Source organism: Streptococcus sp. SP1, assembly GCF_030440005.1.
GTDB classification, from domain to species: domain Bacteria; phylum Bacillota; class Bacilli; order Lactobacillales; family Streptococcaceae; genus Streptococcus; species Streptococcus parasanguinis.
The window spans coordinates 108,395-126,076 of sequence record NZ_JAQFJJ010000001.1; the positions used below are offsets into that span (position 1 = coordinate 108,395).

The 17,682-nt window shown below is 43.1% G+C and carries 19 protein-coding genes; 1 reads left to right on the top strand and 18 read right to left on the bottom strand.

Translation table 11 applies throughout. From position 1 onward, the window contains the following. Positions 1 to 7: 7 nt before the first annotated feature. The 11 genes from PCY07_RS00490 to PCY07_RS00540 all read right to left on the bottom strand — a co-directional run bounded on the left by PCY07_RS00490 (position 8) and on the right by PCY07_RS00540 (position 8,501). Positions 8 to 388, bottom strand: a complete 381-nt coding sequence (locus PCY07_RS00490) for a type III secretion protein (RefSeq protein WP_301354869.1) — start codon at positions 386 to 388, stop codon at positions 8 to 10. Then, positions 367 to 1,962 carry a hypothetical protein gene (locus PCY07_RS00495; protein ID WP_301354868.1) on the bottom strand — a complete coding sequence of 532 codons (1,596 nt, stop codon included), beginning with the start codon at positions 1,960 to 1,962 and terminating at the stop codon, positions 367 to 369. Before PCY07_RS00495 ends, PCY07_RS00490 begins: the two co-directional genes overlap by 22 nt. After that, a complete protein-coding gene (locus PCY07_RS00500; RefSeq protein ID WP_301354866.1) occupies positions 1,952 to 2,347 on the bottom strand; it encodes a DUF1310 family protein in 396 nt (131 codons plus the stop codon). The genes PCY07_RS00495 and PCY07_RS00500 overlap by 11 nt, the downstream gene beginning before the upstream one ends. Positions 2,348 to 2,533: 186 nt before the next feature. Then, complete coding sequence (locus PCY07_RS00505) at positions 2,534 to 2,932, bottom strand: DUF1310 family protein (RefSeq protein WP_301354864.1); 399 nt, start codon at positions 2,930 to 2,932, stop codon at positions 2,534 to 2,536. 109 nt (positions 2,933 to 3,041) lie between these two features. Then, positions 3,042 to 3,806 carry an amino acid ABC transporter ATP-binding protein gene (locus tag PCY07_RS00510; RefSeq protein WP_003016067.1) on the bottom strand — a complete coding sequence of 255 codons (765 nt, stop codon included), beginning with the start codon at positions 3,804 to 3,806 and terminating at the stop codon, positions 3,042 to 3,044. 19 nt (positions 3,807 to 3,825) lie between these two features. Continuing rightward, positions 3,826 to 4,512, bottom strand: a complete 687-nt coding sequence (locus tag PCY07_RS00515) for an amino acid ABC transporter permease (protein ID WP_301354860.1) — start codon at positions 4,510 to 4,512, stop codon at positions 3,826 to 3,828. 3 nt (positions 4,513 to 4,515) lie between these two features. Then, positions 4,516 to 5,208 carry an amino acid ABC transporter permease gene (locus tag PCY07_RS00520; protein WP_003004525.1) on the bottom strand — a complete coding sequence of 231 codons (693 nt, stop codon included), beginning with the start codon at positions 5,206 to 5,208 and terminating at the stop codon, positions 4,516 to 4,518. A 66-nt stretch (positions 5,209 to 5,274) separates the two neighbouring features. Then, positions 5,275 to 6,153 (bottom strand): transporter substrate-binding domain-containing protein, encoded by an 879-nt coding sequence (locus PCY07_RS00525; protein WP_155127235.1) that lies wholly within the window; start codon positions 6,151 to 6,153, stop codon positions 5,275 to 5,277. A 27-nt stretch (positions 6,154 to 6,180) separates the two neighbouring features. Beyond that, positions 6,181 to 7,182: a uroporphyrinogen decarboxylase family protein gene (locus PCY07_RS00530; protein ID WP_013904550.1), complete on the bottom strand. Its 1,002-nt coding sequence runs from the start codon at positions 7,180 to 7,182 to the stop codon at positions 6,181 to 6,183. A gap of 99 nt (positions 7,183 to 7,281) precedes the next feature. Further along, complete coding sequence (locus PCY07_RS00535) at positions 7,282 to 7,482, bottom strand: hypothetical protein (RefSeq protein ID WP_003016096.1); 201 nt, start codon at positions 7,480 to 7,482, stop codon at positions 7,282 to 7,284. Between the two features lie 17 nt (positions 7,483 to 7,499). Next, the gene (locus PCY07_RS00540) at positions 7,500 to 8,501 is read right to left on the bottom strand and encodes a uroporphyrinogen decarboxylase family protein (RefSeq protein WP_301354854.1); all 1,002 of its coding nucleotides are present in this window, start codon (positions 8,499 to 8,501) and stop codon (positions 7,500 to 7,502) included. Between the two features lie 441 nt (positions 8,502 to 8,942). Between PCY07_RS00540 and PCY07_RS00545 the strand changes: the two genes are divergently transcribed. Continuing rightward, positions 8,943 to 9,800: a 5'-nucleotidase, lipoprotein e(P4) family gene (locus tag PCY07_RS00545; RefSeq protein ID WP_049489362.1), complete on the top strand. Its 858-nt coding sequence runs from the start codon at positions 8,943 to 8,945 to the stop codon at positions 9,798 to 9,800. On the opposite strand, the gene PCY07_RS00550 is transcribed toward PCY07_RS00545, so the two are convergent. The 7 genes from PCY07_RS00550 to PCY07_RS00580 form a co-directional block, all read right to left on the bottom strand. Further along, a complete protein-coding gene (locus tag PCY07_RS00550) occupies positions 9,741 to 9,920 on the bottom strand; it encodes a hypothetical protein (RefSeq protein ID WP_080978981.1) in 180 nt (59 codons plus the stop codon). The genes PCY07_RS00545 and PCY07_RS00550 overlap by 60 nt on opposite strands. Before the next feature lie 83 nt (positions 9,921 to 10,003). Further along, positions 10,004 to 11,812, bottom strand: coding sequence for a glutamine--fructose-6-phosphate transaminase (isomerizing) (gene glmS / locus PCY07_RS00555; protein ID WP_301354851.1), 1,809 nt, complete (start codon positions 11,810 to 11,812; stop codon positions 10,004 to 10,006). A gap of 381 nt (positions 11,813 to 12,193) precedes the next feature. Beyond that, positions 12,194 to 13,579: a glycoside hydrolase family 1 protein gene (locus PCY07_RS00560; RefSeq protein ID WP_301354849.1), complete on the bottom strand. Its 1,386-nt coding sequence runs from the start codon at positions 13,577 to 13,579 to the stop codon at positions 12,194 to 12,196. 134 nt (positions 13,580 to 13,713) lie between these two features. Further along, positions 13,714 to 14,409 (bottom strand): gamma-glutamyl-gamma-aminobutyrate hydrolase family protein, encoded by a 696-nt coding sequence (locus tag PCY07_RS00565; RefSeq protein WP_301354848.1) that lies wholly within the window; start codon positions 14,407 to 14,409, stop codon positions 13,714 to 13,716. A gap of 176 nt (positions 14,410 to 14,585) precedes the next feature. Then, positions 14,586 to 16,106 carry an ABC transporter permease/substrate-binding protein gene (locus PCY07_RS00570; protein WP_301354847.1) on the bottom strand — a complete coding sequence of 507 codons (1,521 nt, stop codon included), beginning with the start codon at positions 16,104 to 16,106 and terminating at the stop codon, positions 14,586 to 14,588. Beyond that, the gene (locus PCY07_RS00575; RefSeq protein ID WP_301354846.1) at positions 16,099 to 16,827 is read right to left on the bottom strand and encodes an ABC transporter ATP-binding protein; all 729 of its coding nucleotides are present in this window, start codon (positions 16,825 to 16,827) and stop codon (positions 16,099 to 16,101) included. Before PCY07_RS00575 ends, PCY07_RS00570 begins: the two co-directional genes overlap by 8 nt. Beyond that, a complete protein-coding gene (locus PCY07_RS00580; protein ID WP_301354844.1) occupies positions 16,820 to 17,674 on the bottom strand; it encodes an SDR family oxidoreductase in 855 nt (284 codons plus the stop codon). The genes PCY07_RS00575 and PCY07_RS00580 overlap by 8 nt, the downstream gene beginning before the upstream one ends. Positions 17,675 to 17,682: the final 8 nt, after the last annotated feature.

The window sequence follows — 17,682 nt, forward strand, 5'->3', positions numbered from 1 at the left end:
TTCTATACTATGAAACTTTATCTTGTTCAAACTCCTCTTCCAGTTGACGTCTATCTTTCCGGTAGGATTGCCATAAATTCTCTTCCTCGATTTCGATCTGTTTTAAGGCTACTTGTGCAGCTTCCCTAGCTTCGAGATCATACTCTTCGATACAGCGATGGAGGGACTCCCATCCACAACTGTTATCAACTTCCTGCTCTTGTAAGAAGGAAGCTGCCATCGCATACTCTTCTTCCAGCATCTGGGTAAAGAGCTGCTGTTTTCTTTCTACTAAGCAACGCTTTTCATCTAGCTCCAAGCGCGCTTTTTGGAACTCTCTTTCCAAATGATCTAGTTTCTTTTCCTTTTTCGAAAGAGTAGATGAAATTAATAAGCTAGTTGTTCCCACTGGTTCATTTCTCCTGCTATTTCTTGATCTTTTGCTTTTAAGAGCTCAATTCCTGCATTCACTTGCTCGTTTAAAGCATGGAATTCATTCGATAAGGACTGATATGCAGCCAAACGATTGTCAAACCTTTCTCTTACTTCAGTGACAACTGTTTGCCTTGTTGCACCAGCCTGTGCATAGGCCTCTTCTACTTCCGCAAGATTGAGAATGAAGCCTTTCGGAACGGTCTGTAATACTTTCTCCAAAGCTTCTAAATCCGTATCCAGTTGTACCTTAGATTTCTGTGCTTGCTCCAGCCCTTCATCCACTACTCGAATCAGCTCATCAGAAGCCAAGCGCGCCTGCAAAGCATCAAGATAAATCCGTTCACTTGAACTCAGTCCACCACCTGTTTTTTGTAATTTATCCTTTAGGCGATAGTAAACCTTCATCCTCTCTTCGATGATTTCCTTCCGAGTGATGGCTTCCGTTCCCTTTTCAAGAACCAAATTTCCATTCTTATCATAGATATAACCATGCATCATATGTTGCAGGCCAGTATTTTTTAAATCATTAGTTTTGAGGTGCTTGACAATCCCACTGGATTCCTTGCTTCCAGAATCCTGATAGCCCAAGCTAACCAAATCTTTATGGTCAATGTGGTTGTAGATTTTGTACTTCAGCGCATCTATACGCGCTTTTTGCTCGGGTGTTAGGATAGGATAGGCATTAGGGCCATTATATAGGTGTACGGTCCCAATATGAGAAGCTTCCTCTTCCGTCAAACAGGCAAGCGCATACTGAATATTCATAGAACCCAGAGAGTGACCGTATAGATCAATCTTGGCATTGGGATATTTTCGGATCACCTCTTTCAAATGAGCTGCAGCATCTTTAAATTGCGGAGGCGGGAAAGTCTCGTTTTCATCATTGTATTTTTTTAAAAAAGCAGCTCCCATTAAAGCAGGAAATTTAACCTGTTCTTCGACTGTTCTTTCTGCAAAAAAGCCGACCATATCTGATGCTTTTTCCTGTACGAAATTGCTGACAGGATTGTCCATCGCTTTTTGTATGAACCTACCAACGGGAGTGGCCTCCGGTGGAAGATTAACAGATGTAGGAATAATTGCATCTTCAAAAGCTTCTACAGCATTGTTAAAACTATCTTTAGCCTTATCTCGCGCATAATTCTTCGCATATTCGGTTGCATACTCACTTGCACCACCAGGGTTCAAAATATTGGAAGCTGCTGGCAAATCTGTCCCTACCCAATCTGTAAATGTATCATGGAGTAATTTTTGTGTACTTGTTTCAGTTTCAGATCCCTTCATCAAAACTGTCACGTCATGGATCTGGGCTCGCGCATCATCTGAAGCAGTATAGGGGACTGGATCTTGTTCAACACCCTTGCCACTATCCGTTAGTACGAAGACCTGTTCTTCATTGCCATTTACACTATCATAGATGTGAGCTAAGTTACCAATATAATCATCTCCATCGTTAATAGAATAATCTTGCCCCATTTCTAACGGTTGATATTCTAATAAAGATGTTTTCTGATGTTGAAGATCCGAAAAATTAGAATTAATGACCATCACTTTCTCCTCTTATTAATCTCGTTAACTTTTTTGGCATTCCAGACGCTGCAACGGTATATTCCCCTGAATCTTCCTCTTGAACTGTCATATTGATTAATAATGTATCATCATTGTTAATGACTACCTCTAGAATCATTCCTCCCATTGGGTTATATTTTAATTTATCTTTTAAAATCCTATAAGTCTTTATTTTCCCATTTGGAGTCAGTGCTTCCGGGTCCAGTTTTTTTAAATATTTTTCAATCGCCACTTTCATCTTCTTACTCTCTGCGATTTGAATCATTTCTTGTTTCTTGGCAGATTGTCCATTGAAAAAACTACAGCCTCCTAAGCTTAGGCTAAATACTACCATTAACAACAAAATAAATTTACTTTTTTTCATCTTCTTCCCATTCTTTCTTCAGGTTTCTTAGAATTTATTATACAAAATTCTATTCATACCTGAAATGTTACTTTTGTTAAAAAATGTTGCCAAATCGTTACAAGCACTAGCTATTAATGTAATATATTGGTTCTGATTCAGAAATGTTTCTATTTACTTATATTAGGGGTGTTTACCTGAATGAGTTTATTTCCCATCCTCTTCTGCTTCACTTAACAGATCACTTAATTTTGCTGAAATACCGTAACTACCTGCTTCGAACTGTCCTGAATCTTCCATTTGAACAGTCGTATCGATCGTTAACTTTTTATCGCCGTTGATAACGAGAGAGACATTCATGCCTCCCATTGGATTGTATTTCAATTCACCTTTTATCAGGGTATAGGAGTGAATGACTCCTTCTGAAGTGAAAGCTTTCGGATCGATACTGATTAACAAGTGTTTTATCGCTCGCTCCATTTTCGTGCTTTCTGCAATCTGAATCATTTCCTTTCTCTCAGCAGCTTTATCCGTAAAAAGACTGCAACCTCCTAGAAATAAAGTCAGTAAAAATAGTAGCACTAATCGTTGTTTTTTATCAGTCATATGTTCCCTCTCACTTATATTATTCGTAATGATTTTTAAAAAATGAGCCAATTTTTAAAATTTTTTTCCAGAGTCCAAAAAAACACACCCTTCATAGGTGTGTCTCTTGTTAAATCATATATTCGACGCTATAAGTGGCATCGGATAAAATCCGTGAAAGGAATTGTTTGGTTCTCTCTTCCTTTGGACTATTAAAGAATTCATGCGGTTCATTTTCTTCGATGATGTGTCCGCCATCCATAAAGATAACGTGGTTGGCCACATCACGCGCAAAGCCCATCTCATGGGTTACGACAACCATTGTCACTCCTTCTTGGGCCAATTGCTTCATGACATCTAAGACATCCCCGACCAACTCTGGGTCTAACGCTGAAGTCGGCTCGTCTAGCAAGATCACGTCTGGTTTCACTGCAATGGCACGCGCGATTCCGATCCGCTGCTGCTGGCCCCCTGACAATTGAGAAGGATAGTAATCCTTATAAGCGAGGAGACCAACTTTTTCAAGGGCTGATTCTGCCCGTTGGATGGCTTCTTCTTTTGGAATCTTACGGGCTACAACCAGGCCTTCTAAGATATTTTCAAGCGCTGTTTTGTTAGCGAAGAGATTGTAATGCTGGAAGACAAAGGCTGTCTTTTGGCGGATTTCTAGAATCTCTTTTTTGCTGAGTTTTGAGAGGTCATACTCTTTTCCACCTAGGGTGAGGTGCCCTGTATCTGCCTTTTCCAAGTGGTTAAGGCAGCGAAGGAAGGTTGTTTTTCCTGATCCAGATGGCCCCAAAATAACGACCACATCCCCTTGGTTGACCTTGAGATTAACATCTACCAGGACCTGGTGGTCCTTAAATTTTTTCGATACGTGTTCTACTTCTAACATCTTCTTATTTCTCCTTCTTCTATGCGAGTGTCAGGCGTTTTTCTAAGCGATTGAATCCCCACTGAATCACCCCACAAATGACAATATAAAGAATAAAAATCACTAGATAGGATTCAAAATATTGATAGCCATAAGAGGCTTCTACCTTGGCAATGGCGGTAATATCCTTGATGGTCATGACAAAGACAAGGGAAGTTCCTTTGACCAAGTTGATAACCAAGTTACACAAATTGGGAAGGGCTGCACGCAAGGCTTGTGGAAAAACAATGCGGATATAGGCTTGGCGATTAGTCAAACCAATGGCTTGCGCTGCTTCTAGCTGGCCCTTATCCACCGTCAGAATGGCTGACCGTAGAATTTCAGTCAGACTTCCCGTTGTCATCAAGCTAAAGATGATAAAGGCATAGTAAATGGGATTGATCTCAAAGACATTAAAGTGACTACCAATACTCTTAAAAAAGCTATTTAAGAGGCTGGGAAAGAGACTATAAAAGAAGAGAATCAAGAGAATCGGAGGCGTCGCGCGGATAAAGGCTAAGTAAATCACTGAGAAACTGCGAACACCTTTGACCTTATAAATCTGACCGAGTGCCAAAAAGAGGGCTGGAAGAAAACTCAAGAGAATCGATACAACCATGATCAGAAGGGTCACTGGAACACCACCCAAGGTGGCTAGAAATGCTTTACTAATAAAATTGAAATCCATAAGCTACCTTTCTGTTACACTGAGTCGTTTCTCAAGGAGTTGAGCGGAGAAGGAGATCACAAGGGCAATTCCCCAGTAGATTACTGCTACAGCTGTATACGTTTCGAGGGAATAATTCCCAAGATTGCGGCTGATCAAGTTGTTGCCTGCTCCCATGATATCGATAAAGCCAATGGTATAAGCCAAAGCGGCATCGCGCATGAGGTTCAAGATGGCAGTCGTCATATTTGGAAGAGCCACGCGAAAGGCTTGGGGAAGGACAATCCGCCAAATGGTTTGAGCTGGCGTCAAGCCGATACTCAAGCCCGCTTCCATCTGACCTTTTGGAATGGCCAAATAGGCTGCCTTGAAGACCTCAGAGATCATAGCGGCAAAGAGAAGAAACATGGCAACCAGGACAAAGACAAACTTGGACCAGTGGTCAATGTCAATGCCCAACCACCAGTTCAAAAATTGGGGCAGTCCATAAAAGACCAAAAAGAGCAAGACAATCGGAGGGGTACAACGCAAGGTAAAGACATAGCCTTTGGCTAGACCCGCTCCTACCTTATCTTCTGATACTTGTGCCCAGGTCAAAACCAAGCCAAATGCAGAACCGAGAACCGTCGTTAAAACCATCAAAGCTAGGGTCGCTGGTAGAGCTTGGACCAAGGTTGGAAGAAATGACCAAACCTTGGAAATGTCGTATGAGACCATGTTTCTTTTCCTTTCTGTATCCGTATAGAAATAAGGAAGCTGGGGCTATGCGCACCCAGTTCCATCTTATTTCTCTTTATCTACATAACTGAAGACATCTTCACCGAAATATTTTTTCGACAATTTAGCAAGTGTCCCATCTTTTTCTAATTCTTTGATAGCCTTGCTGTATGCTTCCGCAAATTTTTCGTTTTTCTTATCCTTATGGATCAATGGGTAAGTTGGAATTCCTTTGTAGGCAAACCAGCTCAGTTTGTCCGCATATTGGTGGTAAGAACCATCTTTATCTGTGACAGCTTTTTCAAAGGAAAGTTTGATGTCAAAGAAGGCATCGTAACGTCCTTCAAGAACCCAAGCATAGGCATCTGCCACTTTGAAAGATTCCGCAGCTGTTAATTCGATTTGTTGGTCCTTATGTTTTTCATTGTATTCTTTAATAACATTCCATTGTGCATTTTGTGGTGAAATTGGAACCAATTTTCCTTTTTCTTTAGCGAAGTCATCAATGTTCTTGTATTTATCCGCATCTTCTTTTCGTACAGTAAATCCGATGATACTTGCTCCAATTGGTTCTTTTGGAATGATAAATTTCTTGGCACGTTCTTCGGTATACCAAGCTCCTTTGGTTCCGATATCGTATTTACCAGATTCTAGACCGATCAAGAGATCGTCATCACTTGTTCCAGTGTACTCAAACTTGTAGTCTGGTAGTTTTTCATCAATGGCTTTGAGAACGGCTACTTCATAGCCATCTGATTCTCCTTTTTCATCAACGAAATCATACGGTACATAGTTTTGAGTGTGGGCTACTTTCAAGGTTGTTACCTTGTTCGATCCTGTTGAGCCTTTGCTGTCGTTTGCATGGTTCAAGCTCCGTCCAAGAATAGTTGCACCTGCAATGGCAAGAACTGCCACCCCACCGATAATCCATGTTTTTTTACTCATACTCTGTTCTCCCTCTTTCTATTTTCCTTATTCTGCTGCAGCTTCACGAACCCATTCTATTCGTTCTTCATCAATGTCACTTGGAATGGTACAATCGGCACCAATGACCAATCCTGTCGTTCCTGTTTCTGCGATGATGCGTTTGGTTTCTGCTTGGATCGCAGCCTTGTCTCCTGTGTAGAGAAGACCATTTTTGCCATTTTCAAAACCACCAAGAACCGTGCGTCCACCGAAGATTTCGCGTCCTTCTGCTAGGCTGATTCCTTCTGGTCCGACTGCCCAGTTAATGACTTGGGCTGGGTAGTCTGTGAAGAGATGGATATCATTGCGAGCTCCTTCATAACCACAGATATGAAGAATATTTACGCCACCGGCTTCATTGGCTGCCTCTAAGACATGGAGTTCACTCGGTGCAATAATGTTTTTATAAACTTCTTGTGTAACCCGCGCATCTTGGATACTTTGAACACTGAGGTAGATCCCGTCTGCTCCTGCTTCTTTGATGATTCGTTGGCTCAAACTTGCAATATCTTGGCCAATTGTATCCAATACTTTTTTAAGAGTTGCTGCATCTTGATCGATGAAGTTTGCGATCAAGTCATCTCCTCCTGAAACTTCTCCAACCAACCATTTGAAGTAGGTCACCGGAGCAAAGATATTGTAGATAGCCACAATGTCTTCTTCAAAACCGGTACGGATTTTTTTAACGAGCTCTACTTGCTCTGTGATCCATGGATGATCTGCTCCAAGTGGTTCAATCCCTGCTAAGTCAGAGATATTTTCAAGGCCTTTGTGAATGGCTGGGTTTGGATAAGCAAAGTAACCATCACTCATGAGTTTGACAAAGTCTGGTTTGACCTTGTGAAGGAAGTTTTTATGGCCATTGAGGTTTTTTTCAATAATTTCCGGATTAGAAAATCCTTTCAACCATTCTTCTTCTGTTGTAAAATGATGCCAAAATCCAACTGGCACACGGTCAACCGCTTCTCCTTTAAAAGCTTTTAACACTAATTCTCTTTTTGCTGACATGTTCTTACCTCGTTCTATTCATTTCTTGTTTGTTATCTTATCACTTCAATGATGCTTTGACTAATATATATTTTTTATCAAGTTCTTCATCTTTTTTTATCACTGATCTTCGAGAAGAAGAATTCCTGCTAGATCAGATGGGCGAAGGAGGGAGAGACTATGGGCTGGAATTCTCTCCAGTCTTGCCATATCTGGATCTTTTTTTGCTTTCCCCTGACTGCTTGCTAGAGTGGCTTTACTCAGCCCTAGAAGCAAAAACAAAACGGTTACCAGGATACACCATACATTGATCTTTTTCATCTCCCTCTCCTTTCTTCTTACAATACAGCTGCTTTACGTACCCAATCTAAGCGTTCCAATTGGAAATCATCTGGCACGGTACAGTCTGCTCCAAGGATCAAACCACGACTTCCGGCTTCTGCCACCAAGCGACGCGTTTCTTGCTCGATCGCTTCTCGTTCCCCTTGGTAGAGCAAACCTTTCTTGCCATTGACAAAGCCACCCAAAACGGCGCGATCGCCGAAAAGTTTACGACCTGTGGCCAAGCTAAGGCCTTCATGATGGGTCGCCCAGTTAATGACCTGAGCTGGATAATCCTTGAAGAGTTCCACTTCATTGCTGGCCCCTTCAAAACCACAGATATGAAGGATATTGATGCCACCCGCTTCATTAGCCGCTTCTAGGACAGCGATGTTACTAGGTTCAATGAACTTGCGGTATTCTTCCTCTGTCACGCGCTCATCTTGAACCTGCTGGGTTGAGAAGTAAATGCCTTCCACTCCTGCTTCTTGGATCAAGCGGCGACTAAGAATGGCGATATCTCCTGCGATCACATCAAGGATATGGGCCAAGGTTTCTGGATCTTCTTTGAGAAAGGCCGCAATCACTTGGTCTCCACGGGATTGATCCGTCCGGAACCAGCGTTTCAAATAAGAGATGGGCGAGAAGATATTGTAGAACGAAACAATCTCCTCATGGAAATGGGAACGAATTTCCTTGACCACTTCAATTTGTTTTTCAATCCAAGGATGATGCTCCCCAATCGGTTGAATGTCCTTCAATTCTTGGATCGATGTGATTTCTCTCGAATAAAGGGCACTCGGATAGCGGAAGAAGCCATCGCTCATAATCTTGACAAAATCAGGGGATGTTTTTTCAACATAGTGTTGGTGTCCTTTAATACTTTTTTCAAGTACGACTGGATTGTCGAGACCCAATTCTTTTTCTTCTTGAGTCACATAATGGAACCAAAATCCTACAGGGATTCGCTCAACTTTTTCACCTCGAATGGCACGAAGCACCAACTCTTTTTTACTCATACTGTGAAACCTCCTCAATATCTTCTCCAAAAGGAAGACTGACTGACTGCTTCCCTTCTGGAATTTGTAACCATGATATCACCTCGAAAAGTAGCTGACTAATATATTTTCCCTATCAAAGCCTTAAAATTTCTTTATTGAGAAAATCATCAAAAAAACGCAAGCCCTTGAAAATAGGGACTTGCGAGTATCTTTCTCTATTTTTTCATTTTAGAAAAAAAGAACCTCTTTGATCTTTTCTTGATCCGGTTATAATATAAAACTATACCCCTTCTTTTAAGATGAAAAATGGCATCTATTGAGGTGAAAAAGCCCTTCATATCAACATTTCTTACTTCCTATTCATTTTACCATTCCCTGGATCCCCTTCTCCTCTTTCTTGTCATGCAAGATTGAAAAGAGTATAATTTTTATAGAAAAATTTTAAGGAGTGTACGGTTTATGAAAACAACAAAAACCACCTTTACCATCGTTTCTGCTCTTGCTTCTGTCATTTTACTGACAAGTTGTGGAAGCAACACCAACAAAACGCAAGAGACAAAAGCAAGCAGCCCTAAAAATCAGGTGACGATGACCTATGATCAGCAGCGTTCACAAGAAAATACCATGTCTGTTCTCTGGTACCAAAAGGCAGCAGAAACCAAGGCTTTGTATTTACAAGGCTACAATGTCGCTACTGACCGTTTGAAAGAGATCCTCCAAACGCCTTCTGATAAGCCATACTCAATCGTATTAGACTTGGATGAAACTGTTTTAGACAACAGCCCTTACCAAGTTCAAAACGTCAAAGATGGTACGGCCTTCAATCCTAAAGATTGGGATGTTTGGGTGAAAAAAGCCGCCGCAAAAGCGGTGCCAGGTGCTAAAGATTTTCTTCAATATGCGGATCAAAATGGGGTTCAAATCTACTACATTTCTGACCGTACAACCTCTCAAGTAGATGATACCATCAAGAATCTTGAAAAAGAGGGAATTCCGGTTCAAGGACGTGACCACCTCATGTTCTTAGAAGATGGTGTCAAATCAAAAGAAGGCCGTCGCCAAGCTGTGCAAGAAAAGACCAATCTTGTCTTGCTCTTTGGGGACAACCTAGTGGACTTTGCAGACTTCTCTAAGACATCTGAAGCTGATCGCGACAAGAAATTGGACGAATTGCAAAAAGAATTTGGTGAAAAATTCATCATCTTCCCAAATCCAATGTACGGATCATGGGAATCTGCTGTTTACCAAGGTAAAAAACTAGATGCCAAGGGACAAACAGAAGAACGCCTCAAAGCCTTGCAAGGTTTTGATAAATAAAACAAATGAGAGTGGGACAGAAATCGGTAATTCGTTGGAATTCGATTTCGTCGTCCCACCTCCGCACAGTTGAGTAGGGCTATAAAAGCTGATGAAATCAGCGTAGTAGAGCCCACTCAACCACTGCGTCTTGCTAGACAATCCAAAAACAATTAAGAGGCTGGGACTTTTGTCCCAGCCTCGTTTTTTCTATATAGACAAGTTTATTCAACCGTTACAGACTTAGCAAGGTTCCGTGGTTTGTCGACATCGAGTCCACGATGAAGGGTTGCAAAGTAAGCAATCAATTGGGTTGGCACCACCATTGAGATTGGAGAGAGATAAGGGTGAACCGCCGTCAAGACTAAATCATCTGTCTCTTTAGCAACATTTTCTTCTGCAATGGTTAAGACATGAGCCCCACGTGCTGCCACTTCTTGGATATTTCCACGTGTGTGGCTGGCTAGGACTGGATCAGATAAGAGAGCAATGACCGGTGTACCGTCTTCGATCAAAGCAATGGTCCCGTGTTTCAACTCACCCGCTGCGAAGCCTTCACATTGGATGTAAGAAATTTCTTTTAGTTTCAGACTGGCTTCCATGGCAACATAGTAATCTTGGCCACGTCCGATATAGAAAGCATTGCGGGTTGTTTCCAACAAGCCGCGGACTTTTTCATCGATCGCTTCTTTTTCTGAAAGGGTTGATTCGATCGATTGGGCAACGATAGACAATTCGTGCACCAAATCAAAGGCTTTGGCCTTTTCATTGCCATTGGCTTCCCCAACAGCTTTTGCAAGAAAGGCAAGGGCTGCGATTTGAGCCGTATAAGCCTTGGTGGAAGCGACCGCAATTTCAGGACCCGCATGGAGCAACATAGTCATGTCTGCTTCACGTGAAAGAGTAGATCCTGGAACATTGGTTACTGTCAAGCTTGGAATGCCCATTTCATTTGCTTTGACCAATACCTGGCGACTATCAGCTGTTTCACCAGATTGACTGATAAAGATGAAGAGTGGTTTCTTACTAAGAAGTGGCATTCCATAGCCCCACTCAGAGGAAATACCGAGTTCCACTGGGGTATCTGTCAATTCTTCTAACATTTTTTTAGACGCAAATCCAGCATGGTAAGAGGTACCAGCCGCAAGGATATAGATGCGGTCTGCTTCTTGAACCGCTTTGATGATAGCTGGCTCTACCACTACTTGACCTGCCTCATCTGTGTAAGCTTGGATGAGTTTACGCATCACAGTTGGTTGCTCGTCGATTTCCTTGAGCATGTAGTATGGATAAGTCCCCTTACCGATATCTGATAAGTCAAGTTCAGCCGTGTAGCTAGTGCGCTCACGACGATTTCCGTCGTAGTCTTGGACTTCAACGCTGTCTGCTTTGACGATGACCAACTCTTTGTCATGGATTTCCATATATTGGTTGGTCTCACGAATCATGGCCATGGCATCTGAGCAGACCATATTGTAACCATCGCCAAGACCAATCAAGAGTGGTGATTTATTTTTTGCCACATAGATGGTGCTTGGATCTTCTGCGTCCATCAAAGCAAAGGCATAGGCTCCTCGGATGATGTGGAGAGCTTTTTTGAAGGCTTCAAGCGTAGACAAGCCCTCTTCTTCAGCAAATTTTCCGATCAAGTGGGCGGCAATTTCTGTATCTGTTTGCCCCTTGAAATGATGACCAGCTAGGTATTCTTCCTTGATTTCAAGGTAGTTTTCAATGACGCCATTGTGTACCAAAACAAAACGACCTGTCTCCGAACGGTGTGGGTGGGCATTGTCTTCAGTTGGTTTTCCATGAGTGGCCCAACGGGTATGTCCAATTCCCGCTTCCCCTTCAACACCTTCTGCCTTAGCTGACAATTCTGCAATGCGGCCAACTGCCTTTACCAATTGGCTCTTGCCTTCACTAGCCAGAAAAACACCTGCAGAGTCATAACCTCGGTATTCGAGTTTTTCAAGTCCTTGAATCAAAATATCAGTTGCATTTGTATTTCCTACAACACCAACGATTCCGCACATAGTCTTTACGATATAGCCTTGCTATACTTTCCCCTTTACTTAGTCAAACGACCCATGGTCGATTTCTAAGTTACTTCGAAATTGGTCTAGTCTAATTTGCCAAAAAAGTAACCAGCGGAGTCAGTATACAATGCTTCTTCCAGTTTGTCAACTAGGAATTATAAGAAAATTGGTCTACTTAAGAAAGGGTTAAGAAAAAAGGCTGGGACAAAAGTCCTAGCCTCTTAGTTGTTTTTGGATTGTCGTGAAAGACGCAGTGGTTGAGTGGACTCTACTACGCTGATTTCATCAGCTTTTACAGCCCTACTCAACTGTGCGGAGGTGGGACGACGAAATCGAATTCTAACGAATGACCGATTTCTGTCCCACTCTCTGTTTTTTCTATTCTTCAAATCCATTTTGCTGACTCAATTCACGGAACCAATGGCCGGATTTTTTGAGGGTACGTTTTTGACTCTCAAGATCCAATTCAACTAAACCATAGCGGTTCTTGTAGCCATTGAGCCATGACCAGCAGTCAATAAAAGTCCAGATCAAATAACCTTTACAATTGGCACCATCTTGAATAGCCCGGTGGAGCTCACGAAGATGATCTTTGACAAAGTCAATCCGGTAGTCATCTTGGATCACCCCATCCTCGCGGAATTTTTCCTCACCTTCGACTCCCATCCCATTTTCTGTCAAAATCCACTCGATATTGCCATAGTTTTCCTTAATATTTTGAGCAATGTCATACAGGCCTTGCTCATAGATTTCCCAACCACGGTGGGGATTAATCTTGCGGCCTGGCATGACATAGGGTTCATAAAATTGCTCAAAGAGTAGGGGAGAAGCTGGATTCGGAGTATAACGAGGAGCTGCCACACGGAGTGGTTGGTAATAGTTAACACCTAGATAGTCGACGGTATTTTCCTCCATCAAGCGCAACTCAAAGGGATCATAATCTGGCAAGAGATCACGCTCCCGCAAGATCTCCACTAATTCTTGGGGATAATGGCCAAGAACAGAAGGATCTAAAAAAGATTTGGCTTGAAAGAGCTCGGCGATATGAGCGGCTTTAACATCTTCTGGATGCTGGCTCCGAGGGTAGGCTGGTGTCAGATTGAGCACAATCCCGATCCGGGAATTGGGATCCACCTCGTGACAGGCCTTGACCGCTAGAGAGCTTGCTAACTGGGTGTGGTAGGCTACTTTTACAGCTGCAGCTGCATCTACCTTATGAGGAAAATGGGCATCATAAAAATAACCAAACTCCACAGGGACAATGGGTTCATTAAAGGTGATCCACTGGTCGACCAGATCCCCATAGGTCTTGAAACAAAAACGCGCATATTCTTGATAAGCATAGGCGGTTTCCTTGTTTTCCCAACCATCGCCCTGCTCTTGGAGAGCCATCGGCAAATCAAAATGATAGAGGTTAACCAAGAGGTGAATCCCTTTTTCCTTAATCTTTTCAAAGACACGACGGTAGAAATCGACACCCGCTTGATTGATCTCCCCTCGGCCTTCTGGGAAAATGCGGGACCACTGAATAGACGTCCGAAAAGCTGTGTGACCGGTTTCTAACAAGAGATCCAGGTCGTCTTCCCAGTGTTCATAAAAAGTGGATGTTTTCTCTGGTCCCTGCCCTTGATAAAAGCGATTGGGTTCGATCCTATACCAGTAATCCCAGAGATTGTCACCTTTTCCATCCTGATCTAGACGCCCTTCTGTCTGTGGACCCGAGGTCGAACTCCCCCATAAAAAATCCTTTGGAAATTGAAACATGTTCTAATCCTCCTCATTCTACTAGCTCTATTGTAGCGAATCCTCCCCCAAAACCTAGGCACAATTTACAGTCTTTCTTACGCAGATTAAAGAAAAAGCTCCCTTAGAAAAATTCCTAAGAGAGCTAGTCCTCATTATAAGTCATTCACAACATATTCAAAGAGTTTGTGGTCTGCAGGACTCTTGTCAAAACGCAGTTCCGGATGCCACTGAACGCCGAGAAAACGACTCTCATCTGTGGATTGAACCGCCTCTATGACGTCATCTTTGGGATCCCGCGCGATTACTTCTAAGCCATCTGCCAAGTCTTTGATACTTTGATGGTGAAAGGAATTGATGCGACTGGTCTTGCCATAGATTTCTTGCAAGATCGTCTGATCCTTGGTCACCAGCTCTTGGCTGGTGTACTGACCTGGATTGTCCTGCCAATGATCCTCAATATCTTGATGCAACGTTCCACCCAATGCAACATTGTAGAGTTGAGTCCCACGACAGACTGTAAAGATAGCTTTTTTAGCCGCACGCGCTTCCTCAATCAAGGCCAACTCAAAAAGATCACGTTTTAAGAGGTAGTCATCGCTATCAATGGTGATTTCTTCTCCATAAAACTTGGGCAAGACATTTTGTCCACCGGTGATGATGAGCTTATCAATCATCGATATATAGTCTTTAGCCAAGGCTGCATCTCCAATTGGCAAGATCAAGGGAATCCCTCCTGCCTCTTTGACCGCTTCGACAAAACCAGTCGCCGCATAGCTCATGTTCGCGTCTGGATCATCTGGGAAGGGTTTTTCATTTCCTGTAATTCCAATCACTGGTCTTATTTTCATGCTTATTTCCATAATCTTTCATTCATTTTCAAGGCTTATTGTAACACAATTTCAAGCCAGACTCAATGGAGAGTTTTTGAAGGAAGGTCTCCCCTTCTAACCCAAAAGCTTGCTGAAAGGGTTAAAATTGCTTTCTATCAAAAAATCCTCAAGTGCGAAGACTTGAGAATTGTTTGTTAATTTTTAATAAACCCTTCTTTTACCAAAAAGTCACGTGCCACTTGATTAGCTGACTTGCCTTCTACTCCGACTTGGTAGTTCATCTGGCTCATTTGGTCTGCTGTGATTTTTCCAGCTAACTGATTGAGAACAGCTTCCAATTCAGGGTGTTTCTTAAGAAGAGCTTCTTTCATGAGGGGAGCCCCTTGATAAGGTGGGAAGAGTTGCTTATCATCTTCAAGGACCACCAGGTCATAGCGAGCCAGCTCGGCATCCGTTGAGTAAGCATCTGTGATCTGGATATCACCGGACTGGATCGCCTGGTAGCGAAGGGCTGGCTCCATGGTGGAGACTTGTAAATGAAGTCCGTAAACCTTCTGCAAACCCTTGTTCCCATCCTCTCGGTCATTAAACTCCAAGGTAAATCCTGCCTTGAGTTGTCCTTCCACCTTTTTCAAATCTGAAATGGTCTTGAGGCCATACTCTTGGGCAATTTTCTTAGGGACTGCAACAGCATAGGTATTTTGATAAGCCATGGGTTTGAGCAAGGCTAGGTCATCTTGTTTCTTGATCCCATCTCGAGCCGCTCGATAGACTGCTTCTGGATCATGGTCGACTTGCGGCGCCGGCTTGAGGAGACTTTCGGTCACGGTCCCTGTAAACTCTGGATAGATAGCGATATCCCCTTTTTTCAGAGCTTCAAAGAGGAAGGTGGTTTTTCCAAAATTTGGTTTAACAGTCACTGTCATGTCTGTGTTTTCTTCAATCAAAATCTTATACATATTGGCTAGAATTTCCGGTTCAGGACCTAGCTTCCCAGCGATGACCAGGTTTTCTTTTTCCGGTTTGGGAAGAAGACTTGGCGTATAGCTAGCTCCCAATCCGATAACCATTACCGCAAAAGCCGCAAAGATGGTCCGCAATTTGGCCTTTTCCATCCATTTGAGAAGAAGGTTAAAGGCGATGGCCAAGAAGGCAGAAGACAGGGCACCGATTAAAATCAGACTGGCATTATTGCGGTCAATCCCTAGAAGGATAAAGGAACCGAGTCCTCCTGCTCCAATCAAGGCGGCTAGAGTAGCCGTCCCGATAATCATCACAGCTGCTGTCCGAATCCCAGACATGATGACGGGCATGGCCAAGGGAATCTCAAACTTCTTCAAGCGCTCCCACTTGGTCATCCCAAAGGCAACCCCCGCTTCTTCAAGGCTTGGATCAATTCCCTGTAAACCGGTGATGGTATTTTGAAGGATGGGGAAAATGGCATAGATGACGAGAGCTGTCAAGGCCGGAAGCGTTCCAATCCCCATAATGGGAATGAAGAGCCCCAAAAGGGCCATGGAAGGAATGGTCTGGAAAATCCCAGCTACCTGTAAAATCCAGTTGCTGGCTCTCTTGCGTGTACTTAAATAAATAGCTAATGGAACAGTTAGAAAAATAGCAAGGAGCAGGGTCAGTAATGACAGTTGCAAATGTTGCCCCAGTGCAGTAAGCCAGTCTCCAAAACGCTCTTGAAAGGTTGCAACTAGTTTAGACATGGTGAGCACCTCCAAACAAATCTGCGACAAAGTCGTTGGCCGGTTGGGCTAGAATGGTCTCAGAATCCGCCACCTGCACAATCTCTCCTTCCTGTAACACCGCAATACGATCGCCTAATTTTAAGGCTTCGTCTGTGTCATGGGTCACGAAAATAGTCGTCATACCAAATTCTTTGTGCAAGTCTTTGGTAAGAGACTGTAGCTGTTTGCGAGAAATAGCATCCAAGGCTGAAAAGGGCTCTTCCATCAATAGAATCTTTGGCTCTGCAATGATGGCTCGCACAATGCCAATCCGTTGTTGCTCCCCACCCGATAACTCGCTTGGTAAACGATTAGCATAATCTGTAGTGGGCAGACCTACCTTATCCAAGAGTTCTTCTGTTTTAGAGGCAATCTGCTCCTTGCTCCAGCCCTTCATCTCAGGAATGAGAGCGATATTTTCCGCAACTGTCAAATTAGGAAATAGGGCAATGGCTTGAAGCACATAGCCGGTAGACAGACGTAATTCGCGTTCATCATAGTCCTTGATGCGTTTTTCATCCATATAGATATTGCCATCAGTTGGCTCCAAAAGACGGTTAATCATCTTGATCATGGTGGTCTTTCCAGATCCTGAAGGGCCTACGAGGACCATAAATTCACCATCTTCAATACGGAGATTGACATCTTTTAAAATGTCTGTATCCGTGTAGCGCAAGGCTACATGTTTATATTCAATCATATTCTTCCTCGATAAGTTTTCTGTCTCTAAGAGTATCCAATAGGCTACTTGCCGGATGCCCTAGAACTTTTTCGATATCTGTTGAAACCCCAGCTTGTTCCCCAGCTTTAATCGCTGTATAGGTGCTGACCCAGGCATCGTACTCCCAAGTTTGTGCTGGCCATTTTTTCCGTGACTCATAAGCTTCTTCTACTGTTTCATCCACATACGCGATAGCGTCACCGCTCTCTTTTGAGAGAAGCGCTACGATTTCTTCCATGGAAAGATCCTCTGGCCCTGTCAGATTCAAGGTTTGATTTTCCCACTCCTTAGGATTTAAAAGAATTTCTGCTGCAACCCTAGATGTGTCCTTACGGGCAACAGCTGACACGAGACCACTGCCTGCCGGACCACGAATCTCTCCATTTTCAAGCGCCATATCAATCAGGAAGTCCAAGTATAAATTATCTCTCAAAAAAGTGTAGGTGAACCCTAACTCCTTGATATAGGCTTCCGTCTGGGCATGATCTCGAGACAAGGTGAAAGTTGCCTTCTCATCTGCCCCATAAAAGGAGGTATAGACGATATGCTCTACTCCTGCTAGCTTTGCAGCATCTAAAAAGTCCTTGTGTTCCTTGACACGCTCTGGATTTTCCCGAGCAGAAACCATCAACAAGATATCGATCCCCTTTAAGGACTCAACCACCTCTGGTGTATTGGCATACACTATTTTACGAATTTCCGCTGACGCATAGATCTTTGCACGCTCTGGGCTTCGTGCTAGATGGACTGAAGCGATTCCCTTCTTATCGACAAGATTAGCCACATAAGAACCTAATTTCCCTGTTACCCCTGTAATACCAATCATAACTGTTA

Coding starts and splice junctions, on each gene's coding strand:
- PCY07_RS00495 (WP_301354868.1), bottom strand. CDS start 1,962: ATGGTCATTAATTCTAATTTTTCGGATCTTCAACATCAGAAAACATCT.
- PCY07_RS00500 (WP_301354866.1), bottom strand. CDS start 2,347: ATGAAAAAAAGTAAATTTATTTTGTTGTTAATGGTAGTATTTAGCCTA.
- PCY07_RS00505 (WP_301354864.1), bottom strand. CDS start 2,932: ATGACTGATAAAAAACAACGATTAGTGCTACTATTTTTACTGACTTTA.
- PCY07_RS00510 (WP_003016067.1), bottom strand. CDS start 3,806: ATGTTAGAAGTAGAACACGTATCGAAAAAATTTAAGGACCACCAGGTC.
- PCY07_RS00515 (WP_301354860.1), bottom strand. CDS start 4,512: ATGGATTTCAATTTTATTAGTAAAGCATTTCTAGCCACCTTGGGTGGT.
- PCY07_RS00520 (WP_003004525.1), bottom strand. CDS start 5,208: ATGGTCTCATACGACATTTCCAAGGTTTGGTCATTTCTTCCAACCTTG.
- PCY07_RS00525 (WP_155127235.1), bottom strand. CDS start 6,153: ATGAGTAAAAAAACATGGATTATCGGTGGGGTGGCAGTTCTTGCCATT.
- PCY07_RS00530 (WP_013904550.1), bottom strand. CDS start 7,182: ATGTCAGCAAAAAGAGAATTAGTGTTAAAAGCTTTTAAAGGAGAAGCG.
- PCY07_RS00535 (WP_003016096.1), bottom strand. CDS start 7,482: ATGAAAAAGATCAATGTATGGTGTATCCTGGTAACCGTTTTGTTTTTG.
- PCY07_RS00540 (WP_301354854.1), bottom strand. CDS start 8,501: ATGAGTAAAAAAGAGTTGGTGCTTCGTGCCATTCGAGGTGAAAAAGTT.
- PCY07_RS00545 (WP_049489362.1), top strand. CDS start 8,943: ATGAAAACAACAAAAACCACCTTTACCATCGTTTCTGCTCTTGCTTCT.
- glmS (WP_301354851.1), bottom strand. CDS start 11,812: ATGTGCGGAATCGTTGGTGTTGTAGGAAATACAAATGCAACTGATATT.
- PCY07_RS00560 (WP_301354849.1), bottom strand. CDS start 13,579: ATGTTTCAATTTCCAAAGGATTTTTTATGGGGGAGTTCGACCTCGGGT.
- PCY07_RS00565 (WP_301354848.1), bottom strand. CDS start 14,409: ATGAAAATAAGACCAGTGATTGGAATTACAGGAAATGAAAAACCCTTC.
- PCY07_RS00570 (WP_301354847.1), bottom strand. CDS start 16,106: ATGTCTAAACTAGTTGCAACCTTTCAAGAGCGTTTTGGAGACTGGCTT.
- PCY07_RS00575 (WP_301354846.1), bottom strand. CDS start 16,827: ATGATTGAATATAAACATGTAGCCTTGCGCTACACGGATACAGACATT.
- PCY07_RS00580 (WP_301354844.1), bottom strand. CDS start 17,674: ATGATTGGTATTACAGGGGTAACAGGGAAATTAGGTTCTTATGTGGCT.